General features: G+C 70.0%; 24 protein-coding genes and 4 tRNA genes. 15 read left to right on the forward strand and 13 right to left on the reverse strand.

From position 1 onward, the window contains the following. The first annotated feature begins 57 nt into the window (after positions 1-57). Complete coding sequence (locus CHAN_RS06200; RefSeq protein WP_290292945.1) at positions 58-1,704, forward strand: SLC13 family permease; 1,647 nt, start codon at positions 58-60, stop codon at positions 1,702-1,704. Positions 1,705-1,881: 177 nt separating this feature from the next. Here CHAN_RS06200 and CHAN_RS06205 read toward each other — a convergent pair whose 3' ends face one another. Both CHAN_RS06205 and ppgK read right to left on the reverse strand, forming a co-directional pair. After that, positions 1,882-3,390: an RNA polymerase sigma factor gene (locus tag CHAN_RS06205; protein ID WP_290292948.1), complete on the reverse strand. Its 1,509-nt coding sequence runs from the start codon at positions 3,388-3,390 to the stop codon at positions 1,882-1,884. A 301-nt stretch (positions 3,391-3,691) separates the two neighbouring features. After that, positions 3,692-4,447, reverse strand: a complete 756-nt coding sequence (ppgK, locus tag CHAN_RS06210; RefSeq protein WP_048743829.1) for a polyphosphate--glucose phosphotransferase — start codon at positions 4,445-4,447, stop codon at positions 3,692-3,694. Positions 4,448-4,482: 35 nt separating this feature from the next. Here ppgK and CHAN_RS06215 point away from each other — a divergent pair, with 35 nt between their 5' ends. Further along, positions 4,483-5,379 (forward strand): inositol monophosphatase family protein, encoded by an 897-nt coding sequence (locus tag CHAN_RS06215; protein ID WP_290292951.1) that lies wholly within the window; start codon positions 4,483-4,485, stop codon positions 5,377-5,379. Here the strand turns inward: CHAN_RS06215 and cei are convergent. Next, positions 5,360-5,956, reverse strand: coding sequence for an envelope integrity protein Cei (gene cei / locus CHAN_RS06220; RefSeq protein WP_290292953.1), 597 nt, complete (start codon positions 5,954-5,956; stop codon positions 5,360-5,362). The two genes, CHAN_RS06215 and cei, sit on opposite strands and share 20 nt — an antisense overlap. Before the next feature lie 173 nt (positions 5,957-6,129). Between cei and CHAN_RS06225 the strand changes: the two genes are divergently transcribed. Beyond that, complete coding sequence (locus CHAN_RS06225; RefSeq protein ID WP_048743825.1) at positions 6,130-6,426, forward strand: DUF4193 domain-containing protein; 297 nt, start codon at positions 6,130-6,132, stop codon at positions 6,424-6,426. 104 nt (positions 6,427-6,530) lie between these two features. Here CHAN_RS06225 and CHAN_RS06230 read toward each other — a convergent pair whose 3' ends face one another. Continuing rightward, complete coding sequence (locus CHAN_RS06230) at positions 6,531-7,043, reverse strand: DUF3093 domain-containing protein (protein WP_290292957.1); 513 nt, start codon at positions 7,041-7,043, stop codon at positions 6,531-6,533. A gap of 153 nt (positions 7,044-7,196) precedes the next feature. Between CHAN_RS06230 and dut the strand changes: the two genes are divergently transcribed. From dut to dxs, 4 genes are all read left to right on the forward strand, one after another. Continuing rightward, complete coding sequence (gene dut / locus CHAN_RS06235) at positions 7,197-7,640, forward strand: dUTP diphosphatase (RefSeq protein ID WP_290293380.1); 444 nt, start codon at positions 7,197-7,199, stop codon at positions 7,638-7,640. A gap of 80 nt (positions 7,641-7,720) precedes the next feature. Then, a complete protein-coding gene (locus tag CHAN_RS06240) occupies positions 7,721-8,506 on the forward strand; it encodes a DUF3710 domain-containing protein (RefSeq protein WP_290292959.1) in 786 nt (261 codons plus the stop codon). Between the two features lie 73 nt (positions 8,507-8,579). Beyond that, complete coding sequence (locus CHAN_RS06245; protein ID WP_290292961.1) at positions 8,580-9,788, forward strand: class I SAM-dependent RNA methyltransferase; 1,209 nt, start codon at positions 8,580-8,582, stop codon at positions 9,786-9,788. 124 nt (positions 9,789-9,912) lie between these two features. Further along, complete coding sequence (gene dxs / locus CHAN_RS06250) at positions 9,913-11,802, forward strand: 1-deoxy-D-xylulose-5-phosphate synthase (RefSeq protein WP_290292964.1); 1,890 nt, start codon at positions 9,913-9,915, stop codon at positions 11,800-11,802. 38 nt (positions 11,803-11,840) lie between these two features. On the opposite strand, the gene CHAN_RS06255 is transcribed toward dxs, so the two are convergent. Next, positions 11,841-13,043 (reverse strand): HRDC domain-containing protein, encoded by a 1,203-nt coding sequence (locus tag CHAN_RS06255; protein ID WP_290292965.1) that lies wholly within the window; start codon positions 13,041-13,043, stop codon positions 11,841-11,843. 289 nt (positions 13,044-13,332) lie between these two features. On the opposite strand from CHAN_RS06255, the gene CHAN_RS06260 reads away from it, so the two are divergent. The 4 genes from CHAN_RS06260 (at position 13,333) to CHAN_RS06275 (ending at position 17,359) form a co-directional block, all read left to right on the forward strand. Beyond that, positions 13,333-14,331 carry a siderophore ABC transporter substrate-binding protein gene (locus CHAN_RS06260; RefSeq protein WP_290292967.1) on the forward strand — a complete coding sequence of 333 codons (999 nt, stop codon included), beginning with the start codon at positions 13,333-13,335 and terminating at the stop codon, positions 14,329-14,331. Between the two features lie 99 nt (positions 14,332-14,430). Further along, entirely contained in the window at positions 14,431-15,474 is a 1,044-nt protein-coding gene (locus CHAN_RS06265; RefSeq protein ID WP_290292969.1) for an ABC transporter permease, read from the forward strand. A 26-nt stretch (positions 15,475-15,500) separates the two neighbouring features. Continuing rightward, the gene (locus CHAN_RS06270) at positions 15,501-16,607 is read left to right on the forward strand and encodes an iron chelate uptake ABC transporter family permease subunit (RefSeq protein WP_290292971.1); all 1,107 of its coding nucleotides are present in this window, start codon (positions 15,501-15,503) and stop codon (positions 16,605-16,607) included. Continuing rightward, positions 16,604-17,359: an iron ABC transporter ATP-binding protein gene (locus CHAN_RS06275; RefSeq protein WP_290292975.1), complete on the forward strand. Its 756-nt coding sequence runs from the start codon at positions 16,604-16,606 to the stop codon at positions 17,357-17,359. The genes CHAN_RS06270 and CHAN_RS06275 overlap by 4 nt, the downstream gene beginning before the upstream one ends. 58 nt (positions 17,360-17,417) lie before the next feature. Here CHAN_RS06275 and CHAN_RS06280 read toward each other — a convergent pair whose 3' ends face one another. Further along, the gene (locus CHAN_RS06280; RefSeq protein ID WP_082144574.1) at positions 17,418-18,095 is read right to left on the reverse strand and encodes a DUF3000 domain-containing protein; all 678 of its coding nucleotides are present in this window, start codon (positions 18,093-18,095) and stop codon (positions 17,418-17,420) included. On the opposite strand from CHAN_RS06280, the gene hemE reads away from it, so the two are divergent. The 3 genes from hemE (at position 18,094) to hemQ (ending at position 21,541) form a co-directional block, all read left to right on the forward strand. Further along, positions 18,094-19,191 carry a uroporphyrinogen decarboxylase gene (gene hemE / locus CHAN_RS06285; protein ID WP_290292979.1) on the forward strand — a complete coding sequence of 366 codons (1,098 nt, stop codon included), beginning with the start codon at positions 18,094-18,096 and terminating at the stop codon, positions 19,189-19,191. The genes CHAN_RS06280 and hemE overlap by 2 nt on opposite strands. Further along, a complete protein-coding gene (gene hemG / locus CHAN_RS06290) occupies positions 19,188-20,624 on the forward strand; it encodes a protoporphyrinogen oxidase (RefSeq protein ID WP_290292981.1) in 1,437 nt (478 codons plus the stop codon). Before hemE ends, hemG begins: the two co-directional genes overlap by 4 nt. Positions 20,625-20,836: 212 nt before the next feature. Next, positions 20,837-21,541 (forward strand): hydrogen peroxide-dependent heme synthase, encoded by a 705-nt coding sequence (gene hemQ / locus CHAN_RS06295; RefSeq protein WP_048743810.1) that lies wholly within the window; start codon positions 20,837-20,839, stop codon positions 21,539-21,541. 77 nt (positions 21,542-21,618) lie between these two features. On the opposite strand, the gene msrB is transcribed toward hemQ, so the two are convergent. The 3 genes from msrB to CHAN_RS06310 are packed head-to-tail and all read right to left on the reverse strand — an operon-like array spanning position 21,619 to position 24,147. Then, positions 21,619-22,074, reverse strand: a complete 456-nt coding sequence (msrB, locus tag CHAN_RS06300; RefSeq protein ID WP_290292985.1) for a peptide-methionine (R)-S-oxide reductase MsrB — start codon at positions 22,072-22,074, stop codon at positions 21,619-21,621. Continuing rightward, positions 22,071-23,426, reverse strand: a complete 1,356-nt coding sequence (locus CHAN_RS06305; RefSeq protein WP_290292987.1) for a glycosyltransferase family 87 protein — start codon at positions 23,424-23,426, stop codon at positions 22,071-22,073. The genes msrB and CHAN_RS06305 overlap by 4 nt, the downstream gene beginning before the upstream one ends. 10 nt (positions 23,427-23,436) lie before the next feature. Beyond that, positions 23,437-24,147 (reverse strand): dihydrofolate reductase family protein, encoded by a 711-nt coding sequence (locus tag CHAN_RS06310; protein WP_290292989.1) that lies wholly within the window; start codon positions 24,145-24,147, stop codon positions 23,437-23,439. 118 nt (positions 24,148-24,265) lie between these two features. On the opposite strand from CHAN_RS06310, the gene CHAN_RS06315 reads away from it, so the two are divergent. Continuing rightward, on the forward strand, positions 24,266-24,778 hold the full coding sequence (locus CHAN_RS06315; protein WP_048743802.1) for a ferritin: 513 nt from the start codon (positions 24,266-24,268) through the stop codon (positions 24,776-24,778). Between the two features lie 224 nt (positions 24,779-25,002). On the opposite strand, the gene CHAN_RS06320 is transcribed toward CHAN_RS06315, so the two are convergent. The 4 genes from CHAN_RS06320 to CHAN_RS06335 form a co-directional block, all read right to left on the reverse strand. Next, positions 25,003-25,078: transfer RNA gene (locus CHAN_RS06320), tRNA-Gly, on the reverse strand. A gap of 18 nt (positions 25,079-25,096) precedes the next feature. Next, a tRNA-Val gene (locus CHAN_RS06325) sits at positions 25,097-25,171 on the reverse strand. Between the two features lie 32 nt (positions 25,172-25,203). Beyond that, positions 25,204-25,274: transfer RNA gene (locus CHAN_RS06330), tRNA-Cys, on the reverse strand. A 68-nt stretch (positions 25,275-25,342) separates the two neighbouring features. Further along, positions 25,343-25,415, reverse strand: a tRNA-Gly gene (locus CHAN_RS06335). Positions 25,416-25,768 lie beyond the last annotated feature (353 nt).

Genomic DNA, 25,768 nt, shown 5'->3' on the forward strand with positions numbered 1-25,768 from the left:
CCGTGATCCGCCGCACCAGGGCAACTCCGGCGCCCGCCACAAGGGAGCGACGCCACGATGTCGACCACGGACGCCACCCGACGGACGGCGACCACCGCCGCGGAATTGTCCCCGGGGCAGAAAGATCGGGGCGACGGCCCCCGCGAGCTTTTCCGAAAGCGATTCGGCCTGATCACGGGCCTCGTCCTTTCGGTCGCGGTGTACTTCTTCATGCCCTCCGACCTCGACCACATGCTGCGCGGCACCGCCGCCATCGCCGTTCTGATGGCCGCGTGGTGGATGTCCGAGGCGATCCCCATCACCGTCACCGCCCTGCTCCCGCTGGTGCTCTTCCCCGCGCTGGGCATCGCGAAGATCGGGGACTTCTCGGGCGAGTACACCGCGCCCACGATCTTCCTGTTCATGGGCGGCTTCCTGCTCGCCCTGGCCATGCAGCGGTGGAACCTGCACAAGCGCATCGCGCTGTGGGTGCTCGTGGCCATGGGGTCGTCGCCGAAGTTGCTGATCCTCGGCTTCATGGTCGCCACCGGCTTCCTGTCCATGTGGGTGTCCAACACCGCCACCGCCGTGATGATGCTCCCCATCGGCGTGTCCGTGCTCTCGCTCATCGTGAAGATCGTCCGCGACGAGGCGAAGGCGGAGAAGGCGGCGCCGGCGCGCGGCGAAGGCGACGAAGGACTCTCCGAAGGAGCCTCCGAGCTCCTCGACGCCGACGCCGACGTCGCCGATGGGGAAGAGAAGGCGGAGCACTCGACCGACCCCGAACCGAAGTCGAACTTCGGCATCGCGCTGATGCTCGGCATCGCCTACGCCGCATCGATCGGTTCGCTGGGCACCATCATCGGCACGCCGCCGAATGCGTTGCTCGCGGGGTACATGGCCAAACAGGGCGTCCACATCGGCTTCGGGCAGTGGATGCTGGTCGGCGTGCCCGTCGCCATCGTGCTCATGGCCGCCGCGTGGTTCTTGCTCACCGGGGTGATCTTCAAGCCGGAGATCGACCACATCCCGGGTGGCCGCGCCCTGATGAAGGAGGAGCTGGCCAAGCTCGGCGGGATGTCCAGGGGCGAGCTGCGTGTGCTGCTGGTGTTCGTCGCCGCCGCCCTGGCGTGGGTGTTCGTGCCCGTCATCTGGCCCGACACGATCATCGTCGACGCCGTGATCGCCATGGCCGTGGGCATCGCCCTGTTCATCATTCCCGGCGGCCCCGACGGCGTGAAGCTCCTGCGCTGGGAGGACGCCCTCGAGCTGCCATGGGGCGTGCTGCTGCTCTTCGGCGGCGGCCTGGCCCTGTCGAAGCAGTTCACCGACTCCGGCCTGTCGGACTGGATCGGCGAGCAGATGTCCGGGCTCGGCTTCCTGCCCATCGCCCTGCTGGTCGTCGCCGTCGCGCTGGTGGTGCTGGTGCTCACCGAGTTCACCTCGAACACCGCCACCGCCGCCACGTTCCTGCCCCTCGTCGGCGCGATGGCGATCGGACTCGGCGTCGACCAGATGCTGCTGGCCGTGCCGGTCGCCCTGGCCGCGACCTCGGCCTTCATGATGCCCGTGGCCACCCCGCCGAACGCCATCGCCTACGGCTCCGGCTACGTCTCGATGGGCAACATGGTCCGCGCCGGCATCTGGCTGAACATCATCGCGCTGGTCGTCGTCTCCGCCGCCGCCATGACGCTGCTCGGCTGGGTCTTCGGCGTCGTCTACTAGCCCCGGGACGACGGGGCGCCCCGTCGATGGGGTTTACCGGAGCGGCCCCGCGACACCGGGCACCCACGCCCCGAAAAGCGAACCGCCCGCCTCCACCTTCGCGGTGGGGCGGGCGTTTCGCGTCGGATCATCCCGCGCGGGCCGTCGCAAAGCGACGGCGGGCGGGGGAGAAGCGGCCTACTCCAGGTAGTCGCGCAGCACCTGCGACCGCGAGGGGTGGCGCAGCTTCGACATCGTCTTCGACTCGATCTGGCGGATGCGCTCGCGCGTCACGCCGTAGACCTGGCCGATCTCGTCCAAGGTGCGCGGCATGCCGTCGGTCAGGCCGAAACGCAGGCGCACGACGCCCGCCTCGCGCTCGGACAGGGTCTCCAGCACATCGCCCAGCTGATCCTGCAGCAGCGTGAAGCTCACCGCGTCGACCGCGATGACGGCCTCGGAGTCCTCGATGAAATCGCCGAGCTGGCTGTCGCCCTCGTCGCCGATGGTCTGGTCCAGCGAAATCGGCTCGCGGGCGTACTGCTGGATCTCCAGCACCTTCTCCTCGGTGATGTCCATCTCGCGGGCCAGCTCCTCCGGAGTCGGCTCGCGGCCGAGATCCTGGAGCAGCTCGCGCTGGATGCGGCCCAGCTTGTTGATGACCTCCACCATGTGCACCGGGATGCGGATCGTGCGCGCCTGGTCCGCCATCGCGCGGGTGATCGCCTGGCGGATCCACCACGTCGCGTACGTGGAGAACTTGTAGCCCTTGGAGTAGTCGAACTTCTCCACCGCGCGGATCAGGCCGAGGTTGCCCTCCTGGATGAGGTCCAGGAACGCCATGCCGCGGCCCGTGTAGCGCTTGGCCAGCGAAACGACGAGACGAAGGTTGGCCTCGAGCAGGTGATTCTTGGCGCGCTGGCCGTCGCGCGCGATCTCCCGCAGATCTCGGCGCTGGGCGTGGGCGAGCCGCTCGCCGGCTTCCTTGGCCTGGTCGATCTTGTACTGGGCGTACAGGCCGGCCTCGATGCGCTTGGCCAGCGAGACCTCTTCCTCGGCGGTCAGCAGGGCGACCTTGCCGATCTGTTTCAGGTACGCGCGAACGGAGTCCGCCGACGCCGTGAGCTCGGCGTCCTTGCGAGCCTGGCGCAGCGCCGCGGATTCGTCCTCGTTCCAGACCTCGTCGACGGTGTCCGTCTCGTCCTCGGCATCGTCGTCGGCGGTCTCCGCGCCCTCGTCGAGCTCCGGATCGAAGTCGCCGTCGATGGCCAGGTCCGAATCGTCGTCCTCGAGCTCGTCTTCGTCGGCGCCCTCGGCGGCCTGCGCATCCTTCGCCTTGGCGCTCGTGGCCTTGGCGGCGGTCTTCCTGGCCGCCGTCTTCTTCGCGGTGGCCTTCTTCGCCGTCTTCTTGGCGGCGGTCTTCTTCGCGGCCTTCTTGGCCGTCTTCTTCGCCGCCGTCTTCTTGGCGGGCGCCTTCTTCACGGCCTTCTTCGCGGGGGCCTTCGCCTCGGCGGCCGGCTCCTGCTCGGCTGCGGCGGACTCGGTCGCCGCCGGCGCGGCCTTCTTGGCGGCGGTCTTCTTGGCCGCCGTCTTCTTCACGGCCTTCTTGATCGCCTTCTTCACGGCCTTCTTGGCCGGGGCCGGCGACTCGGCGGCGCCGCCCGCAGTTTCCCGGCCGTTCGGCTGCTCGGATTCTTTGGCTGTCACGAAAGCCCTTTCACGATGATGTCGATTGCCGCCGGCGTGCCGGGAAGAACCGGTGCGCGGCCCCGCCGACCGTAATCGGGTCGACGGGGGACGGGACGCCGCGTGTGCGCCACCGCCGGCCGAATGCCTGCAATGTCGATGATTCGTGCCACGGATCTCGGCTGCCGTATTGGGGGGTTCGGTCGCGCCGCCCCGCCTTCGTCATGTTCAACCGTCCGTGAATCAACTCCCCAGTGTAACCCAATGGGGATGATCGCCCCGGTGCGCCCCCGTGCGGGGGTTTGCGCCGGGAGCGCCGCGGTCAGGGCAGGAGCCCCTCGGATGCCGCCAGGGCGGCGCCGGCGATGCCCGCGTTGTTGTGCAGCTTCGCGGGGACCACCGGGGTTCGGCACTCGAGCAGCGGCACCCACTTCTCGTGCTTGCGGCTGATGCCGCCGCCGACCACGAACAGCGTCGGCCAGAACAGCGCCTCGTACGTCCGCAGGACCTTCGACACGCGCTTGGCCCACTTCTTGTAGCTGAGGTCCTCGCGCTCCTTCGCCGCAGCCGACGCGATGTGCTCGGCTTCGTCGTCCCCGATGTGCAGGTGGCCGAGCTCGGAGTTCGGGTACAGCAGGCCGTCGTGAAGCAGGGCCGAACCGATGCCGGTGCCGAAGGTCAGCAGGACCACCGACCCCTGGCGCGCGTGGGCGTCGCCGAAGCGCGCCTCCGCCAGCCCCGCCGCGTCGGCGTCGTTGAGCACGTGGGTGCGGTGGTCGGGCAGGTGGCGCGAGAACAGCTCACGGCAGTCCATGTCCACCCACGACTCATCGATGTTCGCCGCGAGCAGGGCGGTCTGGTCGCGGATGACGGACGGCAGCGTGACGCCCACCGGCCCCTCCCACCCGGCGATGCGCACGATTTCCGCGATGGTCTCCGCCACCGCGTCCGGGGTCGCGGGCTGCGGCGTGAGGATCTTGATCCGCTCGCCCACCAGCTCCCCGGTGTCGAGGTCCACGACACCCCCCTTGATGCCGGAACCGCCCACGTCCACGCCAAAACCGATGTTCTCTGCCATGTGGCCGATTGTACGAAAACGGGGACAATGGCCCCATGACCTTCGCAGAAGCCGAACCCGCGCACACCCCCGCCCGCTCCGACTCGCCCGCCGATTTGCGGCGGATGGCCGTGTTTTTGGCGTCCGCGGCGGCCGAGCACATCCGGGTGCGGCGCCGCGAAGTCGGCGTCGGCGGCGGCCGGGCCGAGGGCACGGACGTCAAATCCAGCCGCGTAGACCCCGTCACGGTCGTCGACCGCGAGTCGGAGGAGCTGATCCGCGGGCTCGTCGCGTCGCTGCGGCCCGGCGACGCAGTCTTCGGCGAGGAGGAGGGCGGCGCGGGCGCCCGGGCGGAGGGCATCCGCTGGGTCGTCGACCCCATCGACGGGACGGTCAACTTCCTCTACGGCATCCCGGCCTTCGGCGTCAGCGTCGCGTGCGAGAAGGACGGCCGCATCGTCGCCGGCGCCGTCGCGGACGTGGCGGGCGGGCGCATCTTCCACGCGGCGGTCGGGGGAGGGGCGGCGCTGCGCGACTCGTCCGGGCGTGAGGTGGAGCTCCGGTGCTCCGCACCCGAGGATCTGGGGGTGTCGCTGGTCGCCACGGGTTTCTCGTACTCCGCGAAGCGCCGGGCGGTGCAGGGCGCGCTGGTGGCGGATTTGCTTGCCGACGTCCGCGACATCCGCCGCATCGGCTCGGCTGCGCTGGACCTTTGCCTGCTGGCCGCCGGCGGCGTGGACTGCTACTTCGAGCACGGCCTGAATCTGTGGGATTGGGCGGCCGGCGCCCTCATCGCGCAGGAGGCCGGCGCCGTGGTGAAGCTGCCGGATCCGGGCGCGGGGACCGCCGAGGGGGAGCTGGTCGCCGCAGCAGCGCCGACGGTGGCCGACGAGTTCTTCGGCGCGCTGGAGTCCCGGGGTGCGCTGGGGCCGATCAGCAGGAACGGCGGCTGAGCGACTGCAGCGTGGCGGCGTCGACGTCGCGGCCCGCCTGGAGCGTCTCCATCGCCGCCCGGACCGGCCCCGAATCATCGAGGCCGCGGAAACCCTTGCCCAGGGCCACGTCCACCGAACCGTCTTCGCGGGCGTCGTGGATGAGTTCGAGGCAGGGGAAGACCGCGTGGAGGGTCGCCCCGTGGGTGGCGAACCCCGCGCCGAAGCGCAGTTGGCCGTAGCAGCCCAGATCGAGGTCCGGGGTCAGGGGATCGTTGCCCACCGCACCCTCCGGGACCGTGGCGAAGCCGAGCCCGACCAGCCCCTCGGACACCTCGGTGGCCTGCCCGGATTCGCCGTTGGCGTTGAAGACCCGCACCGGGATGTCGCCGGGCGCGGCGGGGGCCTCGCCGAGCAGGTCCGTCGCGGACACGACCGTGCCGGCGTCGGGATGCTCGCAGGCGACGCTCGTTTCCTCGGCGGTCCGGGCGAACGCGAAGGACCAGGCGGCCACGGCGAAGACGGCGAAAACGCCGACGATGATGCCGTAGGGCCGGTAATTGCGGGGCGGCGAATCGCCCGGCTGGCGGTGCGTCATGCGCACAATGTTAGCCGGGTGCGGGTGCGCACCATTCACATGACGTGCAAAAGTGGCCCAAAAAGCGCCGTTGACCTGGGGACATGACAGATTCTTAGAATTGCCCTAGTATCCGCGAAGAATACGGCGCTACATACGAAGTGCCGCGACCCCACTGGAGGAGGGCCGAACAAATGGCTGTCGATTACGATTCGCCGCGCACCCGCGAGGACGAGGACATCGCCACCGATTCGCTCGAGGGCCTGCAGGCCGCTGGCGAAGACAACCGCATCGCCGACGATGACGACGGCGAGATCGTGGAGCCGTACGAGCTCCCCGGCGCCGACCTTTCCGGTGAGGAGCTGGAGATTTCCGTCGTTCCCCGCCAGGACGACGAATTCACGTGCGGGTCGTGCTTCCTCGTGCAGCACCGCTCGATGATGGCGTACGACCCCGGCGACGGTTTCCCGATCTGCCGCGATTGCGCGTGACGGCGGCGGCCCCCTGAACCGGGGCCGTGCACGGAGAACGCCCCGGGCGATGCCCGATCCCATGGATCGGCCGTCGCCCGGGGCGTTTTCGCGCCGCAGCGCCGTCAGACCCTGGGGCGGTCGGCGCCCAGGAAGGCGTCGAGAAGCTCTTCGGGCTTGCGCGTCGACACCAGCCAGTACGGGGTCGGATCATCCGGGTCGTCGAGGACCAGCAGCACCATGGTGCGGACCCAACTGTGGGTGACCAGGAACGCCGCGGGGTCCAGCTGGCGGCCCAGCGCATTGCGGTGCGCGGACGCGGGGACGACGAGGGACTTCGACACCACCGACGCCGGCAGCACCGCGGTGCCCGCGTGGAGCCACTTCTCGCCGGTGGGGTCGAGTTCGACCTGGACCTTCGTCTTCGACAGGGTGACCAGGATCCACAGCCCGATGAGGGTGATGATCGTGCCGCCGATGATGAGCCAGAGGATGCTGCGGTTGAACGCGACCTGCGCGGTGCACACGACGACCGCGGGAACCGCCAGCGCCCAGTACCACCAGGGCACCCACAAACGCTCCCGGTAGATGATGTCGCCGTCGGCGGCCGTCACGGTGCTGTCGTCAGTAGTGCTCACGGGCACTCATCCTACCCATGCGATCTCCGGGGTCGACCGCGGTGCGTATCGTCGGATGGCGTGAACGACGACATCCGAAACGATTCCCACGGCACCGCGCCCGGCGCAGAGTCCGGCGCAGCGTCGGTCTCGGCGCCCGCGGCCCCCGTCCGGGTGCGGCTGCTCCATCCCGACGCCGTCGCGCCCGTGCGCGCGCACCACGACGACGCCGGCGTGGACCTGTCCTCGGCCGAGGACCTCGTGCTCGAGCCCGGCGAGCGCGCCCTGGTCGGCACCGGCATCGCCATCGCGCTGCCCCCGGGCACCGTAGGCCTGGTCCACCCGCGGTCGGGGCTGGCCGCCCGCGCGGGCCTGTCCATCGTCAACGCCCCCGGCACCGTCGACGCGGGGTACCGCGGCGAACTCAAGATCAGCCTGATCAACCTCGACCCGCGCGAGCCCATCACCATCGCCAAGGGCGACCGCATCGCACAGCTTTTGGTGCAGAAAGTCGAGCTCAGCCCGTTCGTCGTCGTCGACGAACTCGACGCCACCGATCGCGGGGAACGGGGCCACGGCTCCACCGGCGTCGCCGGCGCCCCGCCCGCCCGCGGCTGAGCAGGGGGCGGGCCCGACGGCCCCGCGCCGCGGTAGCCGTTACGCTGAACATCAAACGCGCAAACACATTTAGGGAGACGATGGCCATGTGGCCCTTTGGCAACAAGAAGAAAGACGACCGCGCCAAGGATGACGGCGCCGCGACCGCCGGGGCACCCGAGGCCGCCGTCGACCGCGACGACGCCGCCCCGGACGCCGGGCCCGCCGCCGCCGAGCCGCGCCGCGAAGAGCCGCGCCAGGCGGATGCGCACCCGGCGGAGGCCGGCCCGTTCGACGTCGCCGACGCCAAGCCGGAGGATTTCGACTTCTCGGACTTCGCCAAGGCCAGCGTGAACCTCGGCTCCGTGCTTCTGGCCGTGCCGCACGTCGGCGACATCCAGGTCGAGATGGGCCCGCAGGGCCCGACGATGCTGCACGTGGTCACCACCGCCGGGCGCATCACCCCGGTCGCCTTCGCCGCGCCGACGTCGGGCGGGCTGTGGGAGACCTCCGGCCGCGAGATCGCCGAGGGGCTGTCGAAGGACGGTCTGGCGGTCCACCTGGAGGATGGCCCGTGGGGCGACGAGGTCGTGGGCTCGCGCGACGACATGCAGATGCGCATCATCGGCGCCGATGGCCCGCGCTGGATGATGCGCCTGACGCTGTCCGGCCCGGCGTCCTCCGCCGACGAGCTCGCCGAGATCGGCCGCGGGATGATGGCCCGCTGCTTCGTCAACCGCGGCGACAACCCGATGCCGGCCGGCCAGCCGCTGCCGGTCACCCTGCCCGTCGCCATGGCGGAGCAGATCCGCCAGGCCTATGCGGCGCAGCAGCAGGCCGCGCAGCAGGGCGGCCAGGATCAGCAGCAGGGCAACCAGGGCCAGTAGGCCCCGGCTTCCGGCCGCGTCCGGCCGGAAACCCATCCACCCCCGCAGTTCCCGCAGATCCAGGAGGATCGCCATGAGCACCCCGGCCAACGGCCCCACGATCATCGAGGCGGTCGTCGACCGGCCCGCCCACGGCGGCGAGTCCATCGCCCTCCTCGACGGCCGGGTGATCCTCGTCCGCGGCGCCATCCCCGGGGAGCGCGTCCGCATCGCCCTGGACGACGCCGAGGCGAAGCTCTGGCGCGGCGAGGCGGTGGAGATCCTCGATCCCTCGCCGCACCGCATCGAGCCCGTCTGCGACGCCGCGGAGGCCGGCGCCGGATGCTGCGACCTCGGGTTCGTCGATCCCGCCCACGCCGCCGTGCTGAAGAAGGACGTCCTGCTCGACGCGCTGCGCCGCATCGGCCGCTTCGATGCCGGATCGCTGCCCGAGCCCGCCGTCACCGCCCTCGGCCCGGCCACCGGGTGGCGCACGCGCGTGCGCCTCGGCGTCGACGGGGAGGGCCGGGCGGGGCTGCGCAAGCGCAAGTCCCGCGAGTTGGTCACGGGCGCGGGTTGCGCGCAGAACGTCGCGGGCCTGACGACGGGCCTGGGAGAGGCCGGCGCCGTGCCCGCCGGAGGCGAGCTCCACGTCGTGCGCGACGCCGATGGGGCGCGCCACGTGCTGCACGTGATCGGCAAGGGGCGCAAACGCCGGGTCACGCAGGTGGAGGGGGAACCGACCGCAGTCGAGCGCGCCGCCGGGCGCGAATTCGCCGTGCCGGTCGACGGTTTCTGGCAGGCGCATTCGGCGGCCGCGGACCATTACGTCTCCCGCATCGGCGAGCTGCTCCCCGCCGTCCCGGGCGGTCGCGCGTGGGACCTCTACGGCGGCGTCGGCGTCTTCGCCGCCGCCCTGGCCGAGCTCGTCGGCGACGACGGAAAGGTCTCGTCGGTCGAGTCCTTCGCCATGGCCGCGAAGGTCGGCCGCGCCGCGCTATCCGATCTGCCGGTCGAATTCCGCACCTCCCGGGTGGAAACGGCCGTCGGCAAGCTCGGGCATTCGGTGGACCTGGTGGTGCTCGACCCGCCGCGGACCGGCGCCGGCGCCCAGACCGTCCGGGCCATCGCCGCGGCGCACCCGAAGCGGGTCCTGCACATCGGCTGCGACCCCGCGACCTTCGCCCGCGACGCCCTGACCTGGTCGGACAACGGCTATCGCATCGAATCACTCGAAGTCGTCGACGCCTTCCCGGGCACGCACCACCTGGAGACGCTGGCGGTGCTCGCACCGGCGCGCTGACCGCCGCGGGACGACGCGCCAACAGTGCGATTGTGACCCGGCCTACCCGCGGGCCGTATCATTGAAAGACCAACCCGGTCATTCCGCCGGGCCGCCGAGACGTGAAAGGAACGGGTACCGGTTCATGGCTCTCCTCGAATCGATCAACTCACCCGCCGACGTGCGCGCGCAGCGCCCGGAGCAGCTCGATGACCTGGCCGGGGAGATCCGCGACTTCCTCGTGGAGAAGGTGTCCGCGACCGGCGGGCACCTGGGCCCCAACCTCGGCGTCGTGGAACTGACCATGGCGCTGCACCGCGTCTTCGATTCGCCGACGGACCCCATCATCTTCGACACCGGACACCAGGCCTACGTGCACAAGATGCTCACCGGCCGCACCGGCGACTTCGACACGCTGCGCCAGAAGGACGGTCTGTCCGGGTACCCGTGCCGGGCCGAGAGCCCGCACGACTGGACCGAGTCGTCGCACGCCTCCGCCGCGCTGTCCACGGCCGACGGCCTGGCCAAGGGGTTCTCCATCCGCGGCGAGCACCACCGCCACGTCGTCGCCGTCGTCGGCGATGGCGCGCTGACCGGCGGCATGTGCTGGGAGGCGCTGAACAACATCGCGGCCGGCAAGGACCGGTCCGTGGTCATCGTGGTCAACGACAACGGCCGCAGCTACTCGCCGACCATCGGCGGCCTCGCCGAGAACCTCGCGGCGCTCGCGCTGCAGCCCGCGTACGACATGGTCATGCGCCAGGGCAAGTCCGGCCTGCAGCGGATGGGCCCGGCCGGGGATTTCGTCGCCCGCATCGTCTACGGGGCGAAGGAGGGCCTGAAGTCGACGGTCATGCCGCACGAGATGTTCTCCGACCTCGGCATCAAGTACATGGGCCCCGTCGACGGCCACAACATCCGCTCGCTGGAGAACGCCCTGCGCCATGCCCGCGAATTCGGCGGCCCCGTCATCGTCCACGCCAAGACGAACAAGGGCCGCGGTTTCGCGCCCGCCGAGGAGAACGAGGCCGACCAGATGCACGCCACCGGCGTCATCGACCCGATCACCGGCGAGCCCAAGTCGAGCCCGGTGCGCGACTGGACCTCGGTTTTCGCGGACGAGTTGGTCACCATCGGCGGCGAGCGCGAGGACGTCGCCGCCATCACCGCCGCGATGGCCGGCCCGACCGGGCTGGTGAAGTTCGGCAAGGCGCACCCCGACCGCTTCTTCGACGTCGGCATCGCCGAGCAGCACGCCGTGGCGTCGGCTTCGGGCCTGGCGCTGGCGGGCATGCACCCCGTCGTGGCCGTCTACTCGACGTTCCTCAACCGCGCCTTCGACCAGCTGCTCATGGACGTCGCGCTGCTCAAGCTGCCGGTCACGCTCGTGCTCGACCGCGCCGGCATCACGGGCTCCGACGGCGCCAGCCACAACGGCGTGTGGGACATGGCGCTGACGTCGATCGTCCCGGGCATCCGCGTCGCCGCCCCGCGCGACGGCGCCCGCCTGGTGGAGGAACTGCGGGAGGCCCTGGACGTCAAGGACGGCCCGACCGTCGTCCGCTTCCCCAAGGGCAAGGTCGTCGACGACGTCGAGGCGGTCGAGCGCACCGCCGACGGCGTCGACGTGCTGCACCGCACCCGCGAGGATAGCGGAGACGTCCTCATCGTGGCCGTCGGCGCCTTCGCCGGCGCGGGCCTCGGCGCCGCCCGCGCGCTGGAGGACGAGGGCATCGGCGTCACCGTGGTGGATCCCCGCTGGGTCGCGCCGATTCCGGGCGACGTCGTGGCCATGGTCGAGCGCCACGATCTGGTCGTCGTCGTCGAGGACGGCGTCGTCCACGGCGGCGTCGGTTCGCTGCTCGGCGACGTGCTCCGCGCCTCCGCCATCGACGTGCCCATGCGCCAGTGCGCGGTGCCCCAGAAGTTCCTGGACCACGCCTCGCGCGGCCAGATCCTGGAGGAGCTCGGTCTGACCGCCGACGCCATCGCCGGCGACGTGTCGGAGTGGTGGGCGGACATCAACCGCGACTAGCTCCCGCGGCCCCGGCCGGGCCCCGTTCCGGCGGGATCTCAGCCGAGCGGCTGCCTGCGGGGCAGGAGCACCGCCTCGGAGACCAGGCCCGCCATCAGATCGACCTGCCACGGCCGCGCGCCCATCCCGGCGAGCATGCCGCGGACCTCGCCGTCGGTGGCGGGTACGTCGCCGCCGCCCGCGCCGGACATGGTCCACGCGACGTCGCGGAGGTCCGAAGGGCGGAAGAGGGTTTCCGGCGCGATGGCCAGGTCCTCCGCCAGCAGTTCGTGACCGTCCTTGAGCCGCTCGAGCACGGCCGCGGCCTCGGGGGCGCGGTCTTCCCAGGTGCGGTGGTGGGGACGGGAGGAGCCCGAATTGCGTTCGCGCGCGGGCCACGAGTCGCGGGGCAGTTCCAGCGCGGAGCGGAGCTCGCGCATCCACAGTTTCGACGCGCCCCGGCGCCTGCGGGGGAACCCCTTGAGCGCCGCCAGGTCGGCTTCGGTGCGCGGCAGCTTCTCGGCGATGGACGCCAGCACGTCATGCGGCAGCACGGTGACGGGGGAGACGTCGCGCTCCCGCGCCATCCGGTCCCGGGCCATCCAAAGTTCGCGGCCGGCCACGAGCTGTTCGGGCCGCTTCAGCTTGCCGACGCCTTTCATCGAGCGCCACTTCTCCCCGTCGGGCACGGCGTTCATTCCGGGGGCGTGCGCGGCACGGACGGCCTCCGACTCCTGGCGCAGCCATTCGATTCGGTCGAGTTCGGCGAGGGCGGCGGACAATGCGTCGGAAAGCTCCACGAGCAGTTCCACGTCCAATGCCGCGTAGTCGAGCCATTCCGCGGGCAGGGGGCGCAGCGACCAGTCCTCGCGGCCGTGGCCCTTGGCCAGCGTGACGCCGAGCAGCTCCTCGGTCATGGCGGCGAGGTTGACTTTCGGCAGGCCCAGCAGACGGCCGGCTATTTCCGTGTCCACGAGGGTGTGCGGGTGCAGCCCGAGATCCGACAGGCAGGGCAGGTCGGAGACGGCGGCGTGGACGACCCAATCCAGCGGGTTGAGGAACTCCGCCAACCTGGACTCGGCGATGGAACCGGGGACGGTCTCGGGGTCGATGAGGATGGTGCCGGAGCCTTCGCGGCGCAGCTGGATCAGGAAGGCTCGGTCGTCGTACCGGTAGGCCGACGCACGTTCGGTGTCCACGGCGAGCGGACCGGTGCCGGAGGCCAGAAGCCGTCCCGCATCCGCGATTTCATCGGCCGTCACGAGAACGTCCGGCGTTCCGTCGCGGGGGGATAGCAAAGCTGCGCACATGGGATCGAGCTTAACCCCGTGGTCGCGGGGCCGGAGCTTTTGCGGGCGGAAGGACGCCGGCGCTGGTCGCAGTCGAACGGTGATACCCGTTTATGTGGGCCAAACCTAACGTGTGTTAGCGTGGCCTAAGGCCCGGAGGGAAGCAATGCATCCCTCGGGGCCACTGCAATGCATGTCCCAGATGAGATGGGGCGCGTGCGGCCGGTGCCGCATCCGCCCGAGACGACGAGGAGAAACCCTCTTGATCACCACGCTCCGCCGCCGCACTGTGGCCGTGGCCGCCGCCGCGGCCCTGACCCTCGGCCTCGTCGCCTGCTCCGGCGACTCCGACAAGACCGATGCCGCCGGCGACAACGGCGCGACCGCAACCGTGAAAATCGAGGACAATTTCGGCACCCAGACCGTGAAGGTCCCCGCCGAAAAGGTCGTCGCCACGGACAACCGCGTTTTCCGCACCCTGGAGGACTGGGGCATCGAGCTGGCGGCCGCGCCGGTCAACCTGATGCCGAAGACCCTCGGGTACAAGACCGACGACTCCATCGTGAACTTGGGTTCCCACCGCGAGCCGGACCTCGAGGCGGTCGTCGCGGCCCAGCCGGACCTCATCATCAACGGCCAGCGCTTCGCCAAGTACGGCGAGGACTTCAAGAAGCTGGCCCCGGAGGCCGCCATCGTCGACCTCACCCCGCGCGAGGACAAGCCCTTCGACGAAGAGCTGCGCCGCCAGACCACCGCCCTCGGCGAGATGTTCGGCAAGCAGGACGAGGCCGAGAAGCTCATCGGCGAGTTCGACAAGTCCATCGAGCGGGCGAAGGCCGCCTACGACAAGAAGGACAAGGTGATGGGCGTCATCACCTCCGGCGGCAACATCAACTACGCCGCCCCCGGCTCCGGCCGTTCCGTTGGCCCGGCCTTCGGCATCCTGGGCCTGACCCCGGCGCTGAAGGTCGACAACGCCTCCACCGACCACGAGGGCGACGACATCTCCGTCGAGGCCATCGCCGACTCCAACCCGGATCTGATGTTGGTCATGGACCGCGACGCGTCGGTGTCCGCGAACAAGGGCGAGTCGTACACCCCGGCCAACGAGCTGATCGCAGGTTCCGCCGCGCTGAAGAACGTCAACGCCGTCAAGAACGACCGCATCGTCTACATGCCCCAGTTCACCTACCTGGACGAGGGCATCCAGACCTACACCGAGTTCTTCAACTCCCTGGCCGACGCCCTGGAGAAGAAGTAGCGCCGCGGCACGCGGAGCACCCGAAGCACGCGGATCATCCGCAACACCTGGATCACCCGCAGCACCCGCAGCACCCGCAACACGAGAGACCGTGAGCGCATGACAGCCCCCAGCACACGCACCGACGCCGCCCCGGCGGCCGACCCCGCGGCGGAAGACCGGGCCGACCCCGTGGCGGCACCCGCCGCCGCGAAGGGCCGCCTGTTCACGTGGCCGCTCCTCATCGGCGCGGCCATCACGGCGGCGCTCGTCGCGTCGTCGCTGTTCATCGGCGTCTACGACATCTTCGGCGCCGACGACGGCGCCGAGATGTTCGGCATCACCCGCGTCCCGCGCACCATCGCGCTGGTCCTCGCCGGGGCGGCGATGTCGATGTGCGGGCTGGTCATGCAGCTGCTCACGCAGAACCGCTTCGTGGAGCCGACCACCACCGGCACCACGGAGTGGGCGGGGCTGGGCCTGCTGCTGGTCATGATCGTCGCCCCCGAGTCGTCGATCCTGGTGAAGATGACCGCCGCCGTCGTCGCCGCCTTCCTGGGCACGATGGTCTTCTTCGCCTTCCTGCGCCGGGTGACCCTGCGCTCGTCGGTCATCGTGCCCATCGTCGGCATGATGCTCGCCGCGGTCGTCGGCGCGGTGTCAAGCTACATCGCGCTGTCCACGAACATGCTGCAGAGCCTGGGCATCTGGTTCGCGGGCTCGTTCACGTCGGTGCTCAAGGGCCAGTACGAGCCCCTGTGGTTCGTCGCGGTGGTCGTCGTCCTGGTCTTCCTCGTCGCCGACCGCTTCACGGTAGCCGGCCTCGGCGAGGAGATCGCCACCAACGTGGGGCTGAATTACCGCCGCATCGTCTTCATCGGCACGGGGCTGATCGCCATCGCCACGGGCATCGTCACCGTGGTCGTCGGCAACCTTCCCTTCCTGGGGTTGATCGTGCCCAACATCGTCTCCATGGTCCGCGGCGACGACCTCCGGTCGAATCTGCCGTGGGTGTGCCTGGTCGGCATTTCCGTGGTGACGGTCTGCGACATCATCAGCCGCATCATCATCCGCCCGTTCGAGATCCCGGTGTCGACCATCCTCGCGGTCGTCGGCGCCGTCGTCTTCATCACCCTGCTGCTGCGCGGGCGCCGGCGCGCCTGAGTCGCCGGCGACGAGAGGAGCGAACCATGAGCACCGCCATCGACCGAACCACCCCCCGACTTCCGGACGGGGCACTGGCCGAGCTGTCCGGGGCGACGGGCGTCGGCCGCTCCGGGGACCCGACGGGGCAGCGTCCGGTCACCGCGCCGTTGCCGACCGCACGCGCCCGCAGGCGGTACCGGGTCATCTTCGCCGTGCTGCTCGTCCTCGCGGCGGGCTTTGCGACGGCCACCCTGGCGTGGGACAACCCCATGCCCTTCGGCTCCCGGGGCTTCCTGCTCATCGCCGAGATGCGCGCGAGCAATCTGGCGGTGATGGCCGTGGTCGCGTTCTGCCAGGCCACGGCCACGATCGCGTTCCAAACGGTGACGCATAACCGGATCCTGACCCCGTCGATCATGGGCTTCGAGTCCCTCTACACGGTCATCCAGACCGCGGCGGTGTTCTTCCTGGGCGCCGCCGGAGTCGTCGCGGTCACCGGCACCCCGCAGTTCCTGGGGCAGGTCGCGATCATGGTGACGTTCTCGGCGATCCTCTACGGCTGGCTGTTCGGCGGGCGATTCGGCAATCTGCAGATCATGCTGCTGGTCGGCATCATCCTCGGCGGCGGCCTGGGAGCGCTGTCCACGGTGATGCAGCGCATGATGACGCCCAGCGACTTCGACGTGCTCACCGCGCGGCTGATCGGGTCGATCGCCAACGCCGACACCGACTACCTGCTGGTGAGCCTGCCGATCGTCGCCTTCGCCGGGGGAGTGCTGTGGCTGCGCTCGACGAAGCTCAACGTCCTCGGGCTCGGCCGCGAGACCGCCGTGAACCTGGGCCTCGACCACAAGAAGGACACCATCGTCGTCCTGGTCATGGTCTCGATGCTCATGGCCGTGTCCACCGCGATGGTCGGCCCGATGACGTTCCTCGGCTTCCTGGTGGCCATGATCGCCTACCAGCTCGCCGACACGTACGACCACCGGCACGTGTTCCCGATCGCCTGGCTGACCGGTTTCACGGTGCTGTGCGGCTCGTATTTCGTGCTCAAGAACTTCTTCTACGCGGAAGGGTCGGTCGGCATCATCATCGAGATCGTCGGCGGCACGTTCTTCCTCATCCACATTCTGCGAAAGGGGCGCCTGTGATCACGCTGACCAACGTCGCCAAGCATTACGACGACGAGGTTTCCATCGGCCCGGTGGATCTGACGATCCCCGCCGGGGGAGTCACGGCCCTCGTCGGACCCAACGGCGCCGGCAAGTCGACGCTGCTGACCATGATCGGCCGCCTCGTGGGCATGGACGAGGGCAGCATCGAGGTCGCCGGCTATGACGTCACGTCGACGAAGTCGGCGGACCTGGCGAAGATCGTGTCCATCCTGCGGCAGGAGAACCACTTCGTCACGCGGCTGACCGTCCGGCAGCTCGTGGGGTTCGGCCGCTTCCCTTACTCGAAGGGGCGGATCACGCGGGAGGACGAGGAGATCATCACCCGGTCCATCGACTTCCTGGGCCTCACCGAACTAGAGGGCCGCTACCTGGACGAACTGTCCGGCGGGCAGCGCCAACGCGCCTACGTGGCGATGGTGCTCGCCCAGGACACCGACTACATCCTCCTCGACGAGCCGCTGAACAACCTGGACATGCGTCACTCGGTGCAGATGATGCAGCACCTGCGCCGGGCCGCGACGGAACTCGGCCGCACGGTGGTCATCGTGCTCCACGACATCAACTTCGCCGGCCACTACGCCGACCGGATCTGCGCGGCGAAGGACGGCGGCATCGTCCACTTCGGCACGCCGGAGGAGATCATGCGAGACGACATCCTCACCGAGGTCTTCGACACCCCGGTCGAGGTCGTCGACGGCCCGCGCGGGCGCCTGGCCGTCTACTACTGAGCCGGGACGGCGCCGCTCGCGGTCGCGGCCATCGCGCGCCCCGCCGCCGGAGATGAAGCTACTGGCGGGAAAGCTCGGACACGCCCTCCGGCGGGAGGCCGGCGACGTTGGCCAGCACGCGTGAGAACGCCTCGACGTGCGGCGACAGATCGAGGTCGGAGGCGGTCCACGAGGCGCGCATCTCCAGCTGGAAAGCCTCGGGCGGGCCGCCGATTTCGCCGTACCGAACAGAATTCGTGGTGGTGACGGTGCCGCCCAGGTTGCTGAAGCCGGCGCCGCAGTCCTCGAATCCCTCCGTCAGCCACTGCCACGCCACCTGGGGCAGCAGCGGGTCGGAGGCGACGTCGGCGTCCATGTCGGCCTGGATGTAGGCGACCAATCGCATCGACCCGGACCACGATTCTTCCGCGCGGGGGTCGTGGAGGAGGATCAGGCGGCCGAAGGCGTCGCCCTCCGACGTCTCGGGGACGAGCTCGGTTTCCGGGTGGAGCACCTCCAGGCCGACCGCGTGGCTGAACGGCGCCAGCTTCTTCGGGGGCCTGATGTCGCCCAGCGAAATCTCGGCGCGCACGTGCGCCGCATGCATCGACTCGACGGCGTCGCGGAAAGGCTGCGGTGCGGATTCGGTGGCGGTCACGGTGCTTGAATCTAATGCGGTCCAACGCGCGCGCAGTGGAGGCGCGCCGCGAAGGGGGCGGCGGTGTCGCCGATGCCGGATGGGGCATGATGGTGGCATGTCTAATCGCCGTATGTTGTCCGACGCCCCGTTGCTGGAGGCCGCCGCCGGGCGCACCCCGTCCCGTCGGCCGGTGTGGTTCATGCGCCAGGCCGGACGTTCCCTGCCCGAGTACCGCGAGATCCGCAAGGACGTCGGGATGCTGGAGTCCTGCTTCAATCCGGAGCTGCTGGCGGAGATCACCATGCAACCGGTGCGCCGCCACGACGTCGACGCGGCGATCCTGTTCTCCGACATCGTCGTTCCCGTGAAGGCCGCGGGCGTGGACCTGGACATCGTCGCCGGGCGCGGCCCGGTCGTCGCCGAGCCGATCCGCACCGCCTCGGACATCGATCGCCTGCCGGAGCTGGACCCCGACACGCTGCGGCCGGTGACGGAGGGCATCGGGCTCATCCTCGACGAGCTCACCGACCGCCAGGCGCTCATCGGCTTCGCCGGCGCACCGTTCACGCTCGCGTCCTACCTCGTGGAGGGCGGCCCGTCGCGCAACCACGAGCGCACCAAGGCGCTCATGCATTCCGAGCCGGAGCTGTGGGACAAGCTGATGCGCCGCATCACGCCGATCGTCACCGGTTTCCTGCGTGCCCAGATCGACGCCGGCATCGACGCGCTGCAGCTGTTCGACTCGTGGGCCGGGTTCCTCACCGAGCGCGATTACCGCCGCCACGTGCTGCCGCACTCGCGGGCGATCTTCGACGAGGTCGCCGACGCCGGCATCCCGCGCATCCACTTCGGCGTGGGCACCGGCGAGCTGCTGGGCGCCATGGCCGAGGCCGGGTCCGAGGTCGTGGGCGTCGATTGGCGCGTCCCGCTCGACGCGGCCGCGCAGCGCATCTCCGGCGCCCTCGCCGACGCCGATCCCGCGGGCGACCGCGCGAACCACGCCCGCGTGCTGCAGGGCAACCTGGACCCGGCGATGTTCTTCGCCGGCGACGAGGCCATCGAGGCGGAGGTGCGGCGCATCTGCGGCGAGGCCGACCGCGCCATCGAGCGCGGCACCGCCCGCGGGCACATCTTCAACCTGGGCCACGGCGTGCCGCCGAACACCGACGCCGACGCCATCACGCGCACCGTGAAGATGGTGCACGAGCTGTGATCGCGCAACCGCCGACCGTCGTCGTCGCGGGTGCCGGCCTCACCGGCCTCGTCGCCGCCCACCAGCTGCGCCGGGGCCTCGGCCCGGCCGCCCGCATCATCGTCGCCGATCCGGATGACCGTGTGGGCGGCAAGCTGCGCACCGTCGACACCGACGAGGGCCCGATCGAGGTGGGCGCCGAGGCGTACCTGGGCTTCCGCGCCGACGCCACCGAGTTCTTCGAGGCGCTCGGCCTGGGCGACGAGCTCGTCGAGCCGTCGGGCATGCCGTCGACCATCTTCGCCGCCGGCGAATTGCGCGCCATGCCGCGCACCACGGTCATGGGCGTGCCGGCGTCGTCGCGGGGCCTGGAGGGCCTGCTTTCCGACGACACCTGCGCCCGCATCGACGCGGAAGGCGATCCCGCGGCCACCGCGCCGCTGCACTGGGTCCACGGCGATGACGTGAACCTGGGGCAGCTCGTGGAATCCCGACTGGGCCGCGAGGTCGTCGACCATCTGGTGTCGCCGCTGCTCGGCGGCGTGTACTCGTGCCTCGCCGACGACCTCGGCCTGCGCGCCACCGTGCCCCAGCTGGCGGGCGCGCTCGACGCGATGACGGCGGTGGGCGAGCCGGTGAGCCTGACGGCGGCGGCGCAGCGCGTGCTCGACCAGCGCGCGGAGGCCAACGAGGCGCGGCTGGCCTCGGGCGCCGTGTCCGCGCCGATCTTCCGCACGTTCCGCAACGGGTACCGGAAGGTCTACGACGCGCTCGTGGAGCAGGCGGCGCCGGAGCTGGTGCTGGGCGCGGGCGTCGAAAAGCTCTCCGACGCCGACGGCGGCAAGGAGGTGACCCTGTCCGACGGCCGCGTGCTGCACGCGGACGCCGTCGTGCTGGCGGCCCCGGCGCCGGTCACCGGTGCGCTGCTCTCGGAGGTCGCCCCGGACGCCGCCGACATCATCGGCGGGATCGACCTGGCGTCGTCGGCGGTCGTGGCCATGCGCTTCGCCACCGATGAGGGGCTGCCGGAGTACTCGGGCATCCTCGTCGCAGCGGACGCGGGCATGGACGCCAAGGCGTTCACGTTCTCGTCGCGCAAGTGGCCGCACCTCGGCGAGCGCGGCGGCGCGATCGTCCGCGGGTCCTTCGGCCGATTCGGCGACGACTCGCTGGTGAAGCTGTCCGACGGGGAGCTCACGGCCAAGGCGCTGGCCGACCTGGAGACCCTGACGGGCTTCGCCGCCGAACCGGCGGAGGTCATCGTGCAGCGCTGGTGGGGCGGCATCCCGCGCTACGGCGTCGGCCACGGGGACCTCATGCGGTTCGCGGATGCGGCCCTCGACGACGTGCCGCGCGTCGCCGCCGCCGGAGCGTGGCACCGCGGCCCCGGCATCCCGGCGTGCCTGACCGACGCGAAGGCCGCGGCGGCGAAGATCATCCGCGATCTGGCCTGAGCCGGAAAACGCCCGGTCCGCGTGCGCGGGTAGCCTGTATCGCGGTGCCGCCGCAGCCCCGGAGGAACCGGCCCGGGCCGGTTCCGCCCCGATCCACCGAAGTTTCACCCGGTTCGGACCGGTCCCACCCGGTTCGGGCCAAACACATTCAGTTCCAACCAGATCCACCCAGATCCAACCCAGTTGGACCGATTCAAGGAGACGGCCGTTCCATGGCGAAGCTCGACTACAAGAAGCTCAACGACACCATCCGCTACACCATGTGGTCCACGTTCAAGGTGACCCCGGGGGCGCTGGGCGACGACCGCGACGCGGCGGTCGCCGAGACCCGCGAGTTCCTCTCCCGCTACGAAGCCGATGACGTCGACCTGATCGTCCGCGGCTTCTACGACGTCTCGGGCATGCGCGCCGAGGCCGACTTCATGTTCTGGGTCCACGCCGAGAAGATGGAGGACATCCAGGCGTTCTACAACGCCTTCCTGCGCGAGACCCCGCTGGGCCGCGCGTCGACGCCGCACTGGTCGAACGCCGCGCTGCACCGCCCGGCGGAGTTCAACAAGTCGCACCTGCCGTCGTTCATCATGGGCGAGGAGCCGGGCCGCTGGATCGCCGTCTACCCGTTCGTGCGCTCCTACGACTGGTACTTGCTCGAGCCGGCCGACCGCCGCCGCATCCTGTCCGAGCATGGCCAGGCCGGCCGCGATTACCCGGACGTGCGCGCCAACACCGTGCCGGCGTTCGCGCTGGGCGACTACGAGTGGATCCTCGCCTTCGAGGGCCCCGAGCTCGACCGCATCGTCGATCTGATGTGGAAGATGCGCTACACCGAGGCCCGCCTGCACGTGCGCGAGGAGATCCCGTTCCACACGGGCCGCCGCGTCGACGACGTCGCGGAGATCATCAACGCGCTGCCGTAGCGGCTGCTTCACGACGCCGACGCCCCCGCACCCGGTCATCGGGTGGCGGGGGCGTTGCCGTCGCAAAGCCGATGGCCCTACGGGGAGACGGGCTTTTCCTCCAGGGTCAGGCAGATCGAGTTGATGCAGTAGCGCCGGTCGGTCGGCGTGGGGTAGCCCTCGCCGGTGAAGACGTGGCCCAGGTGCGACGTGCACCGGGCGCAGAGGACCTCCGTGCGGCGCATGCCCAGGCTGTCGTCGACGCGCTCGATGACGGCGTCGCCGGCCAGGGGCGAGAAGAACGACGGCCAGCCGCAGTGCGAATGGAACTTCTCGGTCGAGCGGAACAGTTCGGCGCCGCAGGCGCGGCAGGAGTACACGCCCTCGGTTTCGGTGTCGGTGTACTCGCCGACGAACGGGGCCTCGGTGCCCGCCCGCCGCAGCACCCGGAATTCCTCGGGGTTCAGGCGGGCGCGCCACTCGTCGTCGGTGAGGTTCCAGTCGGAGGAATCCGCCGAGCCGGCGTGGGCGGAGGAAGAGCCGTCGTGCGTCATGCGTGCGTCCTTTCCGTCGGTCGTCCACCCCGTGCAACTCCGCCGGCCGCCGCGGATGTTCCCTCCGCCGCGCCCGACGCCCGGCCCCCGCCGGGGAAACCCTGGAAGAACGAGGACGCGTTCTTGCGGCCCAGCCAGTCGTAGCCCTCGGCGTGCTCCTCGATGGTCCACTTGATCAGCACCCCGAACATGGTCAGGCACAGCAGCATCCAGCCGATCCAGGCCATGACCTGGATCCACAGCTGGGACCCGACGGCGTAGTCGTCCATGTACCAGTTCAGGCTGAAGTAGAACATGGTCACCGCCAGGCCCGCCGGGACGTTGAGCACCACCGAGCGAGGGGCGTCGCCCTGCGCGTCCGGGGCGCCGAAGATGCCGTGGAAGACGCCGATGACCGTCGGCAGGATCAGCAGCGCGTAGTACTGCTGGCCAAGGGAACCGAGCAGCAGGACGCCGGTCATGAGCACGCCCGAGGTGGACAGCGCCCAGAAGATCTCGTCGCGCCACTGCCACCGCAGCAGCAGGATGAGCGCGAAGATCACCGGTGCGGCGAAGGCGATGAGCCACAGCTTGACCAGCAGATCCGGGGCGCCGAAGTAGAGCAGCTCGGCGGCGATGGACGCGTTGGCGTGGAGGCGGACCTCGCTCATGTACGGCAGGGTGCGGTTGAAGTAGGCCATGGGGTCCGCGGCCATGGGCCACGCGATGACGTTGAAGATCACCGGCATGGCGAACGCGATGACGATGGTCGACCAGTCCTTGCGCACGAACGCGAGGAACAGCAGCGGGGCGACGATCGGTTTGACCGTGATGGCCAGGCCGATGACCAGGCCCGCGAGGATCCTGCGGTCCCTCAGCAGCAGGATCATGAACAGCGTCTGCGCCAGCAGCAGCGTGCCGTTGACGTTGGCGAAGCGCAGCGTGCTGGTCACCGATTCGGTGAGGAACGCCAGCGAAATGGTCAGCGGCACGATCCAGCTGGTCAGCGGAACGCGGCACCACCGCAGCAGCAGCACGATGGCCAGGATGATCCCCGCCGCCTGGGTGAAGATGAACAGGGCCCGGGCGAGGTCGTAATCGCCCAGCCACGTCACCGGCTGCAGCGCCAGCGTGCCGCCGGGGGAGTACAGGTAATGCGGGTCCACGTGGGCGTAGTTCGCGGTGTAGACGAGGTTGCCGTCGCTGAACCGGACCAGGGCACGCCAGACGGTGGTGAAGTCGTCGGTGCCGCCGCTTTGGTGGGGCAGCGCCCAGGCGCGGTGGATGATCAGGAGGATCGCCAGCGGCCACAGCATCGGGGCCACCATCCGCCGCGCGCGGGCGCCGTAGATCGTCGTCGGGGAACTATTCACGGGTATGAAGCTACCCGGCGGCGCCCCGGGAATAGCGAACAAACAGGTGCGAGTCGGAGAACGCGGCCGCTTCGGCGCGGAAGGTGGCCGGCAGAGACGACGTTTGGCCGCGGTGCGCGGCATCCGCGCCCGCTTCTTGCCCGGCTTCTTCCCGCGACCCGAACGTGGCGGGCCCGTCGCCGACGAACATCGGCGACAGCGTCAGGAACACCCGGTCGACGGCGTCCGCCCGCAGGAAATCCCGGTAGACGCCGGGCCCGCCTTCCAGGGCGATGCGGCGGAACCCGAGCCGTCGCAAAGCCGCGAGCACCCGGTCGGGTTCGGTTCCGGGCAGGTCGATGAGTTCCGCGCCGGCCCGGGCGAGGGCTTCGCGCCGGCCCGGCTCGGCGTCCGCGCCTCCGATGATGATCGGCGGGTTCTCGGGGTCGTCGAACAACGCGGATTCGGGGTCGATGTTCAGCGTGCGGGAGAGCACCGCCAGGCGGGTCGGGGGAGCGGCGGGCCCGTAGCCCTCGGCGCGCACGGTGCCCGCGCCGACGAGCACGACGTCGGAGGCCGCGCGCAGCGACCGCAGGATCTCGGCGTCGGCCGGGTTGCCCAGGCCGCCGGACGCCCCGTCGATCGCCGCGCGCCCGTCCAGCGAGGTCACGGCGATCAGCGTCACCCCGTCGCGCGGGGCCACGAACTCGGGGTGGTCGTCGATGTCTCCCAGCCAGTCCATGGACGCCGAGCCTATGCACGGCGCGGCGACGCCGCCAACCTCCCGAGGCAAGGCCAGCCTTCTCAGTTAAGCCGAATAATCCTTGTTTGATTTATCCGCCTGCGCCTATCCTTGCGGCATGCGACTCAACGACAAGCTTGAAGCGGCCTTCAACGACCAGGTGACCCTGGAGATGCAGGCCTCCAACGTGTACCGCCAGCTGGCCATCGAGCTGGACCGCCTGGATCTCGGGGGCATGGCGCAGTGGATGCGCGCCCAGTCCGAGGAGGAGATCGTCCATGCGGAGAAGTTCATCGATCACCTCGCGGCCCGCGACAATCACGCCCGCATCGGCGCCATCGCCGCGCCGGAGGTGAAGGTGGAGAAGGCGATCGACGCCTTCCGCATCGCCCTCGAGCACGAGGAGCGCGTCTCGGCCTCCATCCGCGACCTGTGGAACCTCGCCGCCGACGAGCGCGACGTCGACTCCCGCCCGCTGCTCGACTTCTTCGTCAACGAGCAGATCGAGGAGGAGGACACCGTCCGCAACATCATCGGCCGCATCGAGCTGATCGGCGCCGACGGCCACGGCCTGCTGCGCATCGACGAGGAGCTCGGCGCGCGCCAGGAGGAGCTCAACGGCCAGGCCTAGGGGCCCGGGCCGGCGTTCCGGCGAACGTTTGCTTCTCGACGCCCGCCACCGCGTGTTCGATGCGGTGGCGGGCGTTTCGCGGTGCGTGGAAGTGCCGATCGATGAGCTGTTGTTCGATGGGGCGCCGTTCGACACGGTGCCGTTTGATGGGGTGCCGTTCGTTGTCGCGGCGGGTTTTCCGCGCAACGCAAAACCCCGCCGGATCCGAAGATCCGGCGGGGAAGTGGAGCGGATGACGGGACTCGAACCCGCGACCCTCACCTTGGCAAGGTGATGCGCTACCAGCTGCGCTACATCCGCGTGAGGCACCAAGTGCCTTGGTGCGCGATACTGGGATCGAACCAGTGACCTCTTCCGTGTCAGGGAAGCGCTCTCCCGCTGAGCTAAACGCGCTTGTGCAAGAACTGCTTATGCAATTTGATGCGAGGTGGAAACGGGAATCGAACCCGTGTGCACGGCTTTGCAGGCCGTTGCCTCACCACTCGGCCATTCCACCGTGGCGTCGCCGCCTCTCGTGATTCACTCCGAAGTTATACCAGATGGCGTCTCTCCGGAGAAAATCCGAGCGGATGACGGGACTCGAACCCGCGACCCTCACCTTGGCAAGGTGATGCGCTACCAGCTGCGCTACATCCGCACTGCGTTCCGTTGCGCTTGCCCGGTTTCCCGTGCCCCGCTTGCGGTGCGAGAAGAACATTAGCGGGATTCGCGGAAAATCCACAAATCCCCTGGACGTGAGCCGTTTCGGGTCGTCCCGGCGAGTGAGGCGTCCGGCCATGCCCGGTCATGTCCGGCCGTGGGTGCCGTCCAAGGGGGCCGGCGAGTGGGGAGCGCGTGCCGGCCGTGAAGCGGGCCCGCCTCTCGCGGGGTGCGGGTGGACGTCGGGTGGGCCGGGCCGTCGTCACGCGAATGCCTTGCAAACGCCCGGTGAACTTGCGATTAGGCCACCGTTGGAAGGCGTGCTAACTTAATCACCCGTAAGCGGGACCG

The organism is Corynebacterium hansenii (genome assembly GCF_030408795.1).
Classification (GTDB): domain Bacteria; phylum Actinomycetota; class Actinomycetes; order Mycobacteriales; family Mycobacteriaceae; genus Corynebacterium; species Corynebacterium hansenii.

Excerpts from the sequence above, each read along its gene's own strand:
- CHAN_RS06315 (WP_048743802.1), top strand. The coding sequence starts at position 24,266 with ATGCGACTCAACGACAAGCTTGAAGCGGCCTTCAACGACCAGGTGACC.
- cei (WP_290292953.1), bottom strand. The coding sequence starts at position 5,956 with ATGACGCACCGCCAGCCGGGCGATTCGCCGCCCCGCAATTACCGGCCC.
- msrB (WP_290292985.1), bottom strand. The coding sequence starts at position 22,074 with ATGACGCACGACGGCTCTTCCTCCGCCCACGCCGGCTCGGCGGATTCC.
- dxs (WP_290292964.1), top strand. The coding sequence starts at position 9,913 with ATGGCTCTCCTCGAATCGATCAACTCACCCGCCGACGTGCGCGCGCAG.
- CHAN_RS06310 (WP_290292989.1), bottom strand. The coding sequence starts at position 24,147 with ATGGACTGGCTGGGAGACATCGACGACCACCCCGAGTTCGTGGCCCCG.
- CHAN_RS06215 (WP_290292951.1), top strand. The coding sequence starts at position 4,483 with ATGACCTTCGCAGAAGCCGAACCCGCGCACACCCCCGCCCGCTCCGAC.
- CHAN_RS06265 (WP_290292969.1), top strand. The coding sequence starts at position 14,431 with ATGACAGCCCCCAGCACACGCACCGACGCCGCCCCGGCGGCCGACCCC.
- CHAN_RS06270 (WP_290292971.1), top strand. The coding sequence starts at position 15,501 with ATGAGCACCGCCATCGACCGAACCACCCCCCGACTTCCGGACGGGGCA.
- CHAN_RS06240 (WP_290292959.1), top strand. The coding sequence starts at position 7,721 with ATGGCCATGTGGCCCTTTGGCAACAAGAAGAAAGACGACCGCGCCAAG.
- CHAN_RS06225 (WP_048743825.1), top strand. The coding sequence starts at position 6,130 with ATGGCTGTCGATTACGATTCGCCGCGCACCCGCGAGGACGAGGACATC.
- ppgK (WP_048743829.1), bottom strand. The coding sequence starts at position 4,447 with ATGGCAGAGAACATCGGTTTTGGCGTGGACGTGGGCGGTTCCGGCATC.
- hemQ (WP_048743810.1), top strand. The coding sequence starts at position 20,837 with ATGGCGAAGCTCGACTACAAGAAGCTCAACGACACCATCCGCTACACC.
- CHAN_RS06280 (WP_082144574.1), bottom strand. The coding sequence starts at position 18,095 with ATGCCACCATCATGCCCCATCCGGCATCGGCGACACCGCCGCCCCCTT.
- CHAN_RS06245 (WP_290292961.1), top strand. The coding sequence starts at position 8,580 with ATGAGCACCCCGGCCAACGGCCCCACGATCATCGAGGCGGTCGTCGAC.
- hemE (WP_290292979.1), top strand. The coding sequence starts at position 18,094 with ATGTCTAATCGCCGTATGTTGTCCGACGCCCCGTTGCTGGAGGCCGCC.
- CHAN_RS06200 (WP_290292945.1), top strand. The coding sequence starts at position 58 with ATGTCGACCACGGACGCCACCCGACGGACGGCGACCACCGCCGCGGAA.